We start from the raw sequence: 13,403 nt of genomic DNA, 5'->3' as shown, positions 1-13,403 counted from the left end.
AAACATGCTTTTTTATTATTCATTTTAAAAATATGTATAAGTAAACAACAAAGTTAAAGCCCCACTATCTTATAATATGTTTTGTCATTCCAACAGAAAATGCCTCAAACCCTATAGATTCATAATAAGGTTGCAATTTTTCCACACACATAAGTTGAGGAATAACCTTGTTTTGTTCGCAGTGATGAATTAATCGCTTTACTATTTCTTTTCCAATACCAATGGACTGATACTCTGGCAATACACAAACACCACAAATAACGCCTGTTATTACACCATCCGATATAATGCGCCCCATCCCTACCAGCTTCTTAACATCAAAAGCATACATTGCATACCAACTTTGTTTACACATTTGTTCTAAATCATTAACCGATAATTGAAGAGAATTCCATCCTAAAGATTCATATACAGTTAATAATCCATTGAAATTTGTTGGGTGTTCCATTGTATAATTTATACTATTATTCATGTGAATACTCCTTATACTCTCGATTGTTTGTATTTCATAAAATTACCTTTAATATGAAATTAACTTAAACAAACTTCCATGAGAACAAGATAATTCCTTCTTAACCTAAAATAAAAAGAAGTTATCTCAATTAAGATAGCTTCTTTTTTATAAGACTCTCATTATATGATCAACCAAAAATTATACAACTGCATACGATAAGCACAAACAGAATTAATAAACCATTTGAGAAATAACCCATTGAATACTACCCCTTTATTTCATTATGTAAAAGATTTTATCATAAAATTATTTACAGCATAATAACTGAAAAAGACATTGTATTCATTAGTTACGTATATTTAGTAATATTTTAATTTCCGGTCATATTCTCCTTTTCTAAAACCATTACTTACACTCATCTACTTCATTACAAAAACTCAACTATCGGGAAGTGATTGAATCGGTTCCCGCTTCCATTAAAACGGTTCAAAGTATAAAATCTAATTTCGTTTACCCTTTATCTAGAATGTATTTACGCCATATTACACACATATACCACTATTTTTTGTTTTTTTATTGTACAAGAAACTGATACGGGCTCTCTTCTCATCCTTTACCTAAAAGTCAGCACTACACATTCCCATTCTAGCGAAATTTTTTCTACTTATACGATTATAAATCCATTAAGAATAATATATGGTAAAATAAATTTAATAACTATAAAATTTTCTTTCAACGATAAGGAGACCTACTTATGAAGGCAAATCTAAGTACAATAAAAAAATACTTAAACAATGAGGAAAATATTCTTTCTACACTCTACTGCGTAATAAATTTTGGTTATATGAGCCGATCTGGTATTTTAGTTGCTACAAATAAAAAATTATTGTTCTGCTCTGATGCCATGTTTGGAAAAGGACTAAAATGGGAATTTCTATACACCGAGATACAAAATTTCAATCATACAGATGGGATAGTGCTAGAAATGTCTGCGATCCCCTTTATCAAAAAAATAACTATGAACTATAAAGACGATTTTATTGTATTTGACAATTTTTCAAATCCACAAAACGTACAATCCTTTTTTGAGTTGGTTCAATCGAAGCAATAAACCTATCAATGCACATATAATCATTTGATTTCTTTACACTTACTCTTATATATATCATATTCCAAGATATAGAAAATCTTATAGAAGTGTGGAAAGAGAGTTGCAATTGCAACCCTCTTTCTAATATTACTGTTTCGCTTTAAAATCTCATTCTCTCACATAGCCATACTTATATTTTTTCTTTTGACTCTTAATGCCCTTTTATTTTTACAAATTTTCAACTTAACTAAACGTATTTTATAAATCAGCATGCAACAATCATTCAATAGATCGAATTAATATTATATAATTTTTATAAACTAATAATACGTATCAATTTATGCTACATTAACAGATTTATTCTTCAAAACAAACTTTCCAAATAAGAAACGCACAAGCGGCCCCATAATAATTAATTGTAATGGATACGCCATAATGAAGTTTTTAATAAAAATCGAGAAATACATTGAAACGAATGATTCACCATGTAACCCATTATGCAAATACATCATAGCCATACCATAAAACGTCATGAAGAAAACCATTCCAATAACCATAGCTGTCGCCATCGCAATAATAACATTTACTTTTTTCGATTTATCGAATGGTATCGTGAAGACAATTTTTTTCGCACAAGGTCCAACGATACATATTTCAATTAATAGTGCAATAATGAAGCCAATTATTAGTTCTAATGCGATCTCCTTAATATGAATTTGTCCCCCTGTTCCGTTCATCAATAAATTATAAAACGTCATTACAATAACCATCCCAAGGCACATCATCATACCAAACTGGAGGTTTTCCTTTCTTGTTGTTGGCAATTTCTATCATCCTTTCTGTTTAAGTCTTTGTCATTATATCGATTATGGAAACCGCTTCGTAAGTGAACATTTTGTGAACAAATTTAAAGCGTTATCATCTTTTCTTTCCTATCTGCTCAAATTCGCACTTTTACTTATAAAGGTTATATATATTTCAATGTTGAATTATTAAATGTAACATTGAATTACATTACTACTAGGAGGATAACTATGTATGAACAAGAGTTTTGCGCATATCACATCGTAACAAAGAAAAAAATGAAGATTGGACAAATCATGCATTTCGATAAAAATCAAAAGAATACCCTATTTCATTTCTTTTTTGAAAGAGAACATTTAAATTCTAACGGTAAAGATGCAATCCAAATTTTAAAAGAACATTATACAAATGAAGAATTACATATAAAGAATGAAAATGCTACAGTAATTATGGATTATATGGATCAAACAATTAGAGCCGTTAGAGAAACAATTGTGGAGATGGTTAGGCTACAAGAGTATCCTGATTATCCGTCAAGATTGTCTTGTTTATATGCTGCAAGGAGCTATGAAGATGCTTTGAAATGGAAAGCATTATTTGATTCCTATAATCGAGAGGTTTTGCAGATTGTTAAACTACGAGTGATAGGAAATTGGTTTGAAGGCAACGGAAATCTTTTACCGAAAGAAGACGGTATTCCTTTCTCTCAAAAAATTGAACAAGCTAGAGAGTATTGGAAAGGAAACGTCAGTAATGAACTTCCTGAGTTACTAATCAATGGAAAAATTGAAGTGATGGAAATTATTGATGATTTTTCCGAAGTTCATATTTAGTTCCTAACTAAATCATATAGGATGGAGATTACAATGATGAAAAAAGTGTACTTTAATCATGATGGTGGTATAGATGATTTAATTTCACTATTTTTATTACTTCAGATGGATAATGTCAAGCTTACAGGGGTTTCAGTTATCCCTGCAGATTGCTATTTAGAACCAGCAATGTCTGCAAGTCGCAAAATTATTGATCGCTTCGGCAAAGGAAATATTGAAGTAGCCGCATCAAATTCCCGTGCCAAAAATCCATTTCCAAAAGATTGGCGGATGCATGCATTTTATGTAGATGCTTTACCAATTTTAAATGAGTCTGGAAAAGTTGTAACACCCGTAGCAGAAAAACCTGCACATCATCATTTAATTGAAACTTTACTACAAACTGAAGAGAAAACAACTTTATTATTTACGGGTCCTCTTACCGATTTAGCGCGTGCACTATATGAAGCACCAGTAATCAAAGAAAAAATTGAACGTCTTATTTGGATGGGAGGCACATTTCGTACTGCCGGCAATGTACATGAACCAGAACATGATGGAACAGCTGAGTGGAATTCATTTTGGGATCCTGAAGCAGTAGCACGTGTATGGGAATCAAAAATTGAAATCGTCTTAGTAACGTTAGAAAGTACAAACCAAGTTCCATTAACTATAGACATACGTGAACGTTGGGCAAAAGAGAGAAAATATATTGGGATTGATTTTCTTGGTCAATGCTATGCAATGGTCCCTCCTCTCGTTCACTTCTCAACAAACTCTACTTACTATTTGTGGGATGTATTAACTGCTGCGTTTGTAGGGAAATCTGATCTTGCAAAATTACAAACAATTAATAGTACTGTTCATACATATGGACCTAGCCAGGGGCGTACAATGGAAACTGTTGATGGACGACCTGTAAATGTAGTATATGATGTAAACCACAATGGATTTTTTAACTATATAACTGAATTAGCAAAGAAAGCTTCTACTTGAACCTCTATCTATACGAAAAATAGATAGAATGATATTGCTTCAGACGATGAACTCCCATATTTAGAATTTGGTTAAAACTATATATTTAACTATTAAAAAAAGTATTGAATTACATTTCAATACTCTTTTTGTGCAATTTAATTATATTTGATTCATGTTGTGTTTTACAGATTATTCATTTCATAACCATTTACAAAAAACGTTATTGTTTCTATTTCATCTTCATTTAATTCTCTATTTACGTCTTGTCTATACGCTTCCTTTATATTCTCTTCATCGCCTTTATGAGCTTCTGTATATGTTCCTACTGTTTTTAGCAAATACATCTCTTTTAAAAATTCATCCCGACTTATAGCTATACCATGAGACAGAATATATGTCTCCGCATCAAATTTCTCTAATTCATCTATTAATTTAAACGTTCGTTTCGTCGTATAGTTCCACTTTGAAGAAAAGATATCTGCATATATACAGTCTCCTAAAAATAATATCTTTTCTTCTTTCACGTAAATAACAACTGAATCATGTGCATGATCTCCGCCGACATGTTTTAACACGCATGTCACTTCACCAAGGTCTAATTCAATTTGATCCTGGAACGTTAAGGTTGGAGGGATAATTTTAATATGTCTCGCTTTTTCTTCAAACTCTTTTTTAATGCAATCCGCACAAAATGCAATTTCAGTGCCCTCTTTTACGCGTGCGTCCAACGCTTCATCTGTCCATTCATAAGATACTAGTGATTGCATTTCTTTTTTCGTTTCAGCATGCGCAATAGTTAATGCATTTTGTAGTACAGGCAATCCAAAAATATGATCCCAGTGCCAATGCGTTAATGCTACGAAATCCGGACCTAATACATTCTGTTCTTGTAGCATTTCTAGAAATAATTGTGCATGTTCTTCTGAATTCCCTGCATCAATCATTAACGTTTTTTCTTTTCCAACGACCATTCCTAATATAGGTCTATCTGTTTCAGAAACAGGTGTCATATACCAAAATGAGTTTCCTATTTTTTTAATTTGCTGCATTACAAAACCCTCCATTTACTACTCTCTTCAATTTCCACCACTTTTAAATTTCTGCGATCTAACATAATAACTATTTCACTTTATTCATATACTGTTCTTGTACATGCTGCATTAAATCTCTCATCTTCTTTTCAGCAGGATGTTCTTGATTCTCTAGTACCTCTCTGCCATTGGCTGAAAATTTTTGAGAACATGCTGTACGAGTTACTTCTAAGTTTGCAACTGGAAATTCCCACGAATTTTCGCTTCTACTTCCAGTTGAAGCAAAGTGTATACAGCTCGAATCAATTTTTGTACGCTGACCTTCTTTATTTACTGTGTAATATAAAGTGAAACTTTAATCAGTGGGGGTTTTGTTCATCCCCCACTGATTATTAGTTGAACCAATCGGACTTTTATGGGCAGTTAATCCCCCACCTAACTTCTTTGCTTTCGCTGCATTTTGAGGTGGGGGTCTTACTGCCCATTAAAGTGGGATAAATCATTTACCGTGCCATATTTCATATTTTTTGTAGATGTCAAAGCAGTCCCGTCAGCTGCGAAAGTGACAATACTAAACTCCTCTTCCTTCGGTAACAACTTAGCACCAGGTACGTTGTACACAACAATCAAATCCCCTTCGTACTCTTCAGGAATTAAGTATATAGTATCTGTAGTTTCTTTATCAAAACTAATACATCCGCTTAATAAAAACATAAATACGATTCCGAAACAAAATGTACTTTTCTTTAAAACATGGTAAATTTTTCTATCCATTTAAATATGCATCCCAATCGTAGTCTTCAATTTTATAGAATCTACCTTCATCATTTCTTTCATATGCACATAAAGGTGGTTCCTCAAGAAATTTTAAAATAGAATCATCTATATTCAAAATGACTCCAATTGAAATAATTTGAAAGTTTTTAGGATTATTGACATAGTCATCACTTTCATAACCACTCAGTATTGACCAACCAGAGTCACCTTTTTCTCTTGAATCCTCTTTAAGCATAAAGTTAAATTCTCTTTTTTCAAGTACATCATCACTAACAATTACCTTCGTATCAAAATAAAAGTCCCAATCTTTTGAAGCTGGATCGTTATATTCCGTATCACATATATTTTCAATTCCAAATAAAATTTTATCACCCACTTTTAAATCTAAACGATACGGATTATTATTGAGTGTCCCTACAAAATTTTTCTCGTTTCTTTCAGTAATTTCAACCCACATTCTTTCACCATGAAACCCATCTTCTTCCTCATTTTTAGATACAAAAATTAGCTTTACCAAATCTCCAACCTTTAATTTCTCCAACACTTCTAAGCTAGGAAGATAGAATGTATAGGGCGCTTCTTTATTTATTTCATAAACATTATCTAAGTACCAAGTCATCTTTTTCTCTCCTTAAGTGCTTTTCACACTCATATCATAAAAATAACACTATTTTTTCTTCCGGCAAACTACTACCATAGAATAGCAGTCTTCTCCTAACTCATTTCCTTCCCAATCATTATATATATGTAATAATTCAAAACCATTCGCTACTAATAATCTTTCTAACTCCTGCGGATACGTATAGCGAAGATCTATCGTTGTTTTCAGTTCCTCTACTAGTACATCGTCCTCATAAAACCTTCTTGTTGTTATGTAGTGCTGTATTTGCTGAATTGAATCATATGTCATTTCAGTATATAGATCACATTTTCTTCCCTTTTCATCACTAACAGTTGTCCAATATTCTTCTGTAGATGGTTGTATTAATTCTTCTTTTGAAGGAAAACGTGTATCGAATATAAATATACCATTATCAGCTAACACATGATGAATAGATGTTAATAACTGATTTTGATCTGTATTCGTAAGGAAATGCTGGAATCCATGACCAACCATAAATGCTAACGAAATTGTTTCATTCATGCTTAGTTGTAAACAGTCTTGTTGTAACCATTTTACCTTCTTACAATCCGTAGTTTTTGTCTTTGCTTCAGCAAGCATTCCTTCATGTATATCTACACCGATCATTTTATATCCGTTTTCTATAAAGGGAATGGTAACTCTTCCTGTTCCGCAAGCAATATCTAGAATCCATTCATTTTGTATACTTAGTTTTTGTGCCCATGATAGTAAAAACGGAAAATCTGACAGACTTTTATTTTCCACATCATATCGTTTAGCATTTTCATATTCAGATAGACTCCACTTTGTTTGCAAACGTATTCCCCATTTCATTTTCCACTTATATTTAATATATAAATTATAACGAATTATTAGTTCTTTCTCTATAATCAAACACAATTACTTGGACTAATCTAACTTTCCTTTTCGTAAGCTAAAAATAAGTGGAAGAATCGGAGTGTGATACGATGGAACGTTTATGGATTCCTATAATAGTTACATTTTTTTCATTCGGTGGATTACTATTAGGTGGTGCTGTCGGCATTGCTACCCGTCAGCTAATTGAAGAAAAAATGCATCGTTTATACGCATTATGCGGCGGAATTTTGCTTGGACTTTTATCACTTGAAATTATTCCTGAAACATTTTCAAGCTTTGAAATGATTGGGCCTATACTTGGTATAGCTATCGGTATTTTAGTTATGAGCTTATTAGATAATTATTGTCATCATCCAATGAGACATAAAAAAGATCAACAAGCTTGGCAAACTTTCCTTTTTCTCTCTTTCGCTATATTTATTCATAATTTGCCGAGTGGATTTGCTTTAGGTACTGCTTTTATTAATCATGCTGACTCTGCCATACCTTTTTTAATAGCAATCGTCGTTCACCATATTCCTGAAGGCTTAGCATTAATCATCCCCTTCCTCTTTACAAAGCATAAATATATTTCATTTTTATTAACAACTTTATTACTTTCTCTTATCCTCGGCACAGGTACTGTTTTTGGCATTTTGCTGGAAGGAAAAGCTCTACATTTACAAGGGCTCATTATGTGGAGTGCTATCGGTTCACTTGGTTATGTCACAATTCATGAAATGCTTTGGAAGGCAAAGAGACAACTCTCTTTCCTTTCATTTTTAACATGGGCATCCAGTGGATTTTTACTAATAGCAGTATTTACACTATTCGCTGGTCATCATTAAAGATAATAATATTATCATTTGTATATTTTTCCTTTTTCTCCAAAACATAATAGTATCTACCTAATTATAAGGAGGAAAAAATTATGTTTGGGAAAACAGCCGGTGAAGCACTAGTTGACCTATTAATTGACTGGGGCGTAGAACATATTTACGGAATGCCTGGAGATTCTATCAATTCTATAATTGAAGCTTTAAGAAAAAAACAAGATAAAATCAAATTTATTCAAGTGCGCCATGAAGAAGCTGGCGCACTAGCAGCAGCTGCCTATGCTAAGTTAACAGGAAAACTCGGCGTTTGCATGGCAATCGCAGGGCCCGGTGCTATTCATTTATTAAATGGTTTATATGATGCTAAACTCGATAAAGCCCCTGTTCTAGCAATTTCAGGTCAAGTAGAAACCGATTTACTCGGTACGGATTTTTTCCAAGAAGTAAACTTAGAAAGATTGTTCGATGATGTCGCGGTTTATAACCAGCGCATTATGTCGGCAGAACAGCTACCTGCTGTCGTGAATCAAGCGATTCGAATGGCTTATACGAAAAAAGGTGTATCTGTTCTTACGATTCCGGATGATGTTCCGAAATTCGAAGTAAAGAATGGTGCTCGTGTTACAAATACTTCTTTTACATTACCTGAGTTATTTCCGCAAGAAGAAGATTTACATGCTGCCATACTCGCAATAAATGAAGCGAAAAAGCCTGTTATTTTAGCTGGAAAAGGTGCGAAACATGCGAGAGAATCTTTACTTACATTCGCAGAACACATTGGTGCTCCAATCGTACTTACATTACCAGCTAAAGGGATTATCCCTGATGAACATCCACTTTGTATCGGGGGATTAGGATTAATTGGAACGAAACCTTCTTATGATGCAATGAAACATGCAGATACTTTAATTATGGTTGGTACTTCCTATCCGTTCACCGGTTTCTTACCTGAAAAAGCAAAAACACTCCATATCGATACCGATCCGGCCCAAATCGGAAAACGTTATGTAACAGATATCGGCTTAGCTGGTGATGCTGATAAAACATTAAAATGGTTAATTGAAAATGTAGAAAAACATGAGGACCACTCCTTCTTAGAGCATCATCAAGAAATGATGAAAAAGTGGGAAGAAAAATTACACAATCAAGAAGACGATTCTTCTACTCCTATTAAGCCACAACGCGTTATGTATGCACTGCAACATGTAGCTCATGATGACGCGATATTATCAGTGGATGTCGGAAATGTAACAGTATGGACAGCAAGGCACTTCCGTATGACAAATCAACAATTTATCATTTCTAGCTGGCTTGCAACTCTTGGTTGCGGTTTACCTGGTGCACTTGCTGGGAAAATTGCTTTCCCGGATAAACAAGTATTTGCGGTTTGTGGAGACGGGGGTTTTGGAATGACAATGAACGATTTCGTAACAGCTGTTAAATATAAACTACCAATCGTTGTCGTCGTTTTAAACAATAATAAAATCGCCATGATTAAATTCGAACAAGAAGTTATGGGGAATATCGAATTTGGTACAGACTTAACAAACCCTGATTTTGCAAAATACGCAGAGGCATGCGGAGGTATTGGATATCGTGTTGAGAATGTAGATGAGCTACTTCCTGCTTTTGAAAGTGCGGTAAAACAAAATAGACCGTGTATTATTGATGTAGTTGTAGATGCAAACGAAGCACCAATGCCAGCAAAAATCACCTTTGGTCAAGCCGCTGGTTATACGAAGCATATGATAAAAGAATTGTTTGAAGAAGGTAAGATTGATTTACCTCCACTATAAACAAAAGAGATAGCTGAAAACGATTTGTCTTCAGCTATCTCTTTTATTTTTGTATTTCTCTATAAAAAGAAAAATCATTCACATTAGTTTGTATTCGTTTCTCTTCCTTTACTCCTTTATCCTTGCTCTTTGGTATTTTTACATTCCCTAGTTTAATGGCATCTTGCATACTATTACTTACTAAATTCCCCGCCAATATTGTCATACTATAAAAAGCAATTGGTATAAGTACAATCCATGTATGTGTAGTTAAGTGACGGAAGTTTTGACCAATTAGGCCAGTCCATTCTTTTGTTACACTATCTGGATCCATTCCGCTGAAGGTTATAGTTCCACCAAAAAATAATTGCAACAAACCAAGGTGTAAAAGAAGCAATAAAGTACTCACAAATTGTTGAGCTACTAACAAAAGAAATGGTGGTAACATATGCGGCCATATATGGCGCTTCAACCTATGCCACTTACTTCCGCCGAGCACAGTAGCTACCAACATAAATTCTTCTTTTTTAATACGTTTTACTTCTTGTGCTACATACAACATAACCGTTGGTACAGCAAGACATACAAGAACTATACTTTGAAATGCCACACGCAAATATAACGGCACAACTTCCGCTCCACTGTCAAACGTCAAAACTTCATTTAGCATAAAATAAGAAATCATAATCATTGGTACAATACTAAAAGGATCAAAAAAGGATGAAATAACTGGGAAAGAACGTTTACCATACATACCAAGAAGTAAACCAATTCCCCCTCCAACTATAACTCGTAAAATCGCTATAATTATACTCGCTCCAACTGTCCATTTCGCGCCTTCTATTATTAATTGAACAAGGTCCCGGCCTTTCACATCACTTCCAAACCAAAATTTACTTGATGGCGAAAATGGAGCTGCCTCTAGTTCTCCTTTTTCGTTATACATCATCGTAAGTTCGCGAATATTCCCATCAAAAAACAACGTATATCCAATACTAACAATCATTAGTACACTCAAAAAAGTAGTACCTATCCAAAATCTCACATCTCTTTTTACAACTTGCCACATATTACACACGCTCCTTTATCACATTTTGTAAGAGCGTATGTAATATACGAAATAGTATAAAAAGCGGTACGTATAATATTACTAGACTCACTGTAAATATTTCTAATTTAGAATTTTCTTTTACAAAAACAAACATACCATATGTATTGAAAATCCATTCGATAATATATAAATTTGAAAGCATAAATAAAATATTTGTTTTCGCATAATAAATTGTCGTTAATAAAACATTTCTTGAAATATGATGTGTCAAAATATGCTGTAAGCTTAATCCTTTACTCTTGGCAAACAAACTATAATCTTTCTCTAACTCTTCTTTAAATCGTAATAACAACAGTTTAATAAACAATAAAGTTGTTGGTATTGTGAGACATATAATCGGTAACAAACGTATTCTTTCTTCCCCTAATCCAGCTAGTTTGACTGGCATAAATCCTGTTTTTTGAAAAAGAATTACGACAAGAAGTTGTGATAATAAAATAAGTAATATATCTGGTATACTCTCAAGCGTAAGAAAAATCCCGTTCCACATTTTCTGTTTCATGTGAGAACGCTGCAATACCCAAACGACAAGTACATACGCTATAAGCAAAGATAGTAAAAATGCTGAGAGAAATACAATCATCGTTTCAATATAATGAATCCATATTTGTGGAAATAATTTTCTTGAGTCCCGAAATCCATATGTTATTTCACCCGGTTGAAGTAACTTCCCTCCAAGAAATACAATCGTGTTCCAAAAACCAATTAAATCAATTTGCAACCCCTTAAATAAACGTGGCAGTGCACCTAGGCAGATTATACATAAAATAGCAGCTACTAGCTGTAAACAAGTAACACCCCACCATTTAACAATTCGCATCAACATAACGATTTCCCCTTACCATTAGATAGAATATTCAGAAATAAAAAACAGATATTACATCTCTTCAGCTATACTTTGCATCCGCTTCTTCCCACTAGGTAAAACAGCTTGATATAAACACGTAACAAATAATAATAAACCAAATAAAATAATATACAATGTATCTGCACGAATCCATTTCGGGAACAGCATCGCTATCGCACCGAGGGATAACAGCTGAAATCCTGTCGTTAATGGACTAAGTAAACTTTGAACACGCCCCATAAATGACTCTTCTACAATTTCATACATCCAGCCCATGATTGCAACATTAATAAACGGTAAAAAGAATGTCGCAAAAGCGATACATACGTAAAAAGACCATACGTGGTTTACAAAGTAACACATACCGAAAAAGACCCCTGAGCCCGCCATACCAAATACAATAATAGGTTTGGGTGCATATTTCTTACCTACACTTGTTGCTACTATACTTCCAATTAGTAATGAAATCCCTCCAACCACACCGCCTACCATTGCTAAACTTTCATACGTTGCTGGTGCCAATTTATATTTTAATATGTAAGTTGTTGATACGCTTAAAATACCATTCAATAATCCAAAAACGATAAATCCTAAAAGTAATTTTTTTAAAGTGTCATTTTGATATATATACTTGATCCCTTCTTGAAACTCTGTTATTAACATTTTCAAATTAACTTCTTTCCATTTTGTTATACCGTTTGGCAAACGCACTTTTTCTGGAATGGAGATTGTTTGAATCAAAATACCACTCATAATAAAAGTGAGCGTATTTACTAAAATACTCCCGTATATTCCAAAAGTCCAATACACCATCGTTGCAATTCCTACACCAAACAAGGCATACAAACTATTCACCATTTGATTCACACCTGCTGCTGCACCGTATTGGTCGGATTCAACTACACCCTGTATCATCGACTGTTCTGATGGAGAGAAAAATTGTATACATGCATTTTCCAAAAATAAAAATATAAAGACGAGTATAATCATCCCGTAATAAAGCGAAATTAGAATTCCGATATTACAGAGTGAACAACATATGTTACTTACCGTGCATATACGCTGTCTATCAAAACGATCCACTACTGTCCCTACTAATAGAAAAAAGATTAATGCAGGTAATGCCATCATAATTTGTGTCATCGTTGCGTAAACTGGTTGTTTTCCGTATTGATCTAGCAAATAAAACATTAAAGAAACTCCAGCAATCATAGAACCGAGTCGCTCTAAAATATTTGCTAGAAAAAAACGTGCATACACTTTGTTGCGAAATAACTGTAGCATTTCTTTCATACTTCGTATCCTTTCTCTCGACAAAATTTTATTAATCTAGTCATTTATTGGAAGTTATATTATATTTTTCGACTATTATCCAATCTTTTCCTTCTGTATATTGAACATTATAAAA

The 13,403-nt window shown here is 33.4% G+C and carries 13 protein-coding genes and 2 pseudogenes; 5 read left to right on the top strand and 10 right to left on the bottom strand.

Annotated elements, in window-relative coordinates:
• Positions 1 to 64: 64 nt before the first annotated feature.
• A complete protein-coding gene (locus tag ACZ76X_RS17230; RefSeq protein WP_479851130.1) occupies positions 65 to 472 on the bottom strand; it encodes a GNAT family N-acetyltransferase in 408 nt (135 codons plus the stop codon).
• A 736-nt stretch (positions 473 to 1,208) separates the two neighbouring features.
• On the opposite strand from ACZ76X_RS17230, the gene ACZ76X_RS17225 reads away from it, so the two are divergent.
• On the top strand, positions 1,209 to 1,565 hold the full coding sequence (locus ACZ76X_RS17225; protein ID WP_098670076.1) for a PH domain-containing protein: 357 nt from the start codon (positions 1,209 to 1,211) through the stop codon (positions 1,563 to 1,565).
• Positions 1,566 to 1,882: 317 nt separating this feature from the next.
• On the opposite strand, the gene ACZ76X_RS17220 is transcribed toward ACZ76X_RS17225, so the two are convergent.
• Positions 1,883 to 2,368, bottom strand: a complete 486-nt coding sequence (locus ACZ76X_RS17220) for a DUF2798 domain-containing protein (protein ID WP_479851129.1) — start codon at positions 2,366 to 2,368, stop codon at positions 1,883 to 1,885.
• Between the two features lie 210 nt (positions 2,369 to 2,578).
• Here ACZ76X_RS17220 and ACZ76X_RS17215 point away from each other — a divergent pair, with 210 nt between their 5' ends.
• Positions 2,579 to 3,181, top strand: a complete 603-nt coding sequence (locus tag ACZ76X_RS17215) for a DUF2441 domain-containing protein (protein ID WP_479851128.1) — start codon at positions 2,579 to 2,581, stop codon at positions 3,179 to 3,181.
• A gap of 33 nt (positions 3,182 to 3,214) precedes the next feature.
• The gene (locus tag ACZ76X_RS17210) at positions 3,215 to 4,156 is read left to right on the top strand and encodes a nucleoside hydrolase (RefSeq protein WP_479851127.1); all 942 of its coding nucleotides are present in this window, start codon (positions 3,215 to 3,217) and stop codon (positions 4,154 to 4,156) included.
• A 164-nt stretch (positions 4,157 to 4,320) separates the two neighbouring features.
• Here the strand turns inward: ACZ76X_RS17210 and ACZ76X_RS17205 are convergent, their stop codons facing one another.
• The 5 genes and pseudogenes from ACZ76X_RS17205 to ACZ76X_RS17185 form a co-directional block, all read right to left on the bottom strand.
• Entirely contained in the window at positions 4,321 to 5,187 is an 867-nt protein-coding gene (locus tag ACZ76X_RS17205; protein ID WP_479851126.1) for an MBL fold metallo-hydrolase, read from the bottom strand.
• A gap of 70 nt (positions 5,188 to 5,257) precedes the next feature.
• Positions 5,258 to 5,515: pseudogene (locus tag ACZ76X_RS17200) on the bottom strand (DUF6843 domain-containing protein); the annotation flags it as partial.
• A gap of 152 nt (positions 5,516 to 5,667) precedes the next feature.
• A pseudogene (locus ACZ76X_RS17195) lies at positions 5,668 to 5,943 on the bottom strand (DUF6843 domain-containing protein); the annotation flags it as partial.
• The gene (locus ACZ76X_RS17190) at positions 5,936 to 6,565 is read right to left on the bottom strand and encodes an immunity protein Imm33 domain-containing protein (protein ID WP_479851125.1); all 630 of its coding nucleotides are present in this window, start codon (positions 6,563 to 6,565) and stop codon (positions 5,936 to 5,938) included. The pseudogene ACZ76X_RS17195 and the gene ACZ76X_RS17190, both read right to left, overlap by 8 nt.
• A gap of 48 nt (positions 6,566 to 6,613) precedes the next feature.
• On the bottom strand, positions 6,614 to 7,402 hold the full coding sequence (locus ACZ76X_RS17185) for a class I SAM-dependent methyltransferase (RefSeq protein ID WP_479851124.1): 789 nt from the start codon (positions 7,400 to 7,402) through the stop codon (positions 6,614 to 6,616).
• A 134-nt stretch (positions 7,403 to 7,536) separates the two neighbouring features.
• On the opposite strand from ACZ76X_RS17185, the gene ACZ76X_RS17180 reads away from it, so the two are divergent.
• Both ACZ76X_RS17180 and ACZ76X_RS17175 read left to right on the top strand, forming a co-directional pair.
• On the top strand, positions 7,537 to 8,274 hold the full coding sequence (locus tag ACZ76X_RS17180; RefSeq protein ID WP_479851123.1) for a ZIP family metal transporter: 738 nt from the start codon (positions 7,537 to 7,539) through the stop codon (positions 8,272 to 8,274).
• A gap of 83 nt (positions 8,275 to 8,357) precedes the next feature.
• On the top strand, positions 8,358 to 10,058 hold the full coding sequence (locus ACZ76X_RS17175) for a pyruvate oxidase (protein ID WP_479851122.1): 1,701 nt from the start codon (positions 8,358 to 8,360) through the stop codon (positions 10,056 to 10,058).
• Positions 10,059 to 10,101: 43 nt separating this feature from the next.
• Here ACZ76X_RS17175 and ACZ76X_RS17170 read toward each other — a convergent pair whose 3' ends face one another.
• The 3 genes from ACZ76X_RS17170 to ACZ76X_RS17160 are packed head-to-tail and all read right to left on the bottom strand — an operon-like array spanning position 10,102 to position 13,288.
• A complete protein-coding gene (locus ACZ76X_RS17170; RefSeq protein WP_479851121.1) occupies positions 10,102 to 11,106 on the bottom strand; it encodes an ABC transporter permease subunit in 1,005 nt (334 codons plus the stop codon).
• A gap of 1 nt (position 11,107) precedes the next feature.
• The gene (locus tag ACZ76X_RS17165; RefSeq protein WP_479851120.1) at positions 11,108 to 11,974 is read right to left on the bottom strand and encodes an ABC transporter permease subunit; all 867 of its coding nucleotides are present in this window, start codon (positions 11,972 to 11,974) and stop codon (positions 11,108 to 11,110) included.
• A 51-nt stretch (positions 11,975 to 12,025) separates the two neighbouring features.
• Positions 12,026 to 13,288: an MFS transporter gene (locus ACZ76X_RS17160; RefSeq protein WP_479851119.1), complete on the bottom strand. Its 1,263-nt coding sequence runs from the start codon at positions 13,286 to 13,288 to the stop codon at positions 12,026 to 12,028.
• Positions 13,289 to 13,403 lie beyond the last annotated feature (115 nt).

Source organism: Bacillus sp. BC05(2025) (assembly GCF_056725905.1).
This window is presented reverse-complemented; position numbering and strand designations above follow the sequence as displayed.

Coding starts and splice junctions, on each gene's coding strand:
- ACZ76X_RS17170 (WP_479851121.1), bottom strand. CDS start 11,106: ATGTGGCAAGTTGTAAAAAGAGATGTGAGATTTTGGATAGGTACTACT.
- ACZ76X_RS17215 (WP_479851128.1), top strand. CDS start 2,579: ATGTATGAACAAGAGTTTTGCGCATATCACATCGTAACAAAGAAAAAA.
- ACZ76X_RS17230 (WP_479851130.1), bottom strand. CDS start 472: ATGAATAATAGTATAAATTATACAATGGAACACCCAACAAATTTCAAT.
- ACZ76X_RS17225 (WP_098670076.1), top strand. CDS start 1,209: ATGAAGGCAAATCTAAGTACAATAAAAAAATACTTAAACAATGAGGAA.
- ACZ76X_RS17180 (WP_479851123.1), top strand. CDS start 7,537: ATGGAACGTTTATGGATTCCTATAATAGTTACATTTTTTTCATTCGGT.
- ACZ76X_RS17160 (WP_479851119.1), bottom strand. CDS start 13,288: ATGAAAGAAATGCTACAGTTATTTCGCAACAAAGTGTATGCACGTTTT.
- ACZ76X_RS17165 (WP_479851120.1), bottom strand. CDS start 11,974: ATGTTGATGCGAATTGTTAAATGGTGGGGTGTTACTTGTTTACAGCTA.
- ACZ76X_RS17205 (WP_479851126.1), bottom strand. CDS start 5,187: ATGCAGCAAATTAAAAAAATAGGAAACTCATTTTGGTATATGACACCT.
- ACZ76X_RS17175 (WP_479851122.1), top strand. CDS start 8,358: ATGTTTGGGAAAACAGCCGGTGAAGCACTAGTTGACCTATTAATTGAC.
- ACZ76X_RS17210 (WP_479851127.1), top strand. CDS start 3,215: ATGATGAAAAAAGTGTACTTTAATCATGATGGTGGTATAGATGATTTA.
- ACZ76X_RS17185 (WP_479851124.1), bottom strand. CDS start 7,402: ATGAAATGGGGAATACGTTTGCAAACAAAGTGGAGTCTATCTGAATAT.
- ACZ76X_RS17190 (WP_479851125.1), bottom strand. CDS start 6,565: ATGACTTGGTACTTAGATAATGTTTATGAAATAAATAAAGAAGCGCCC.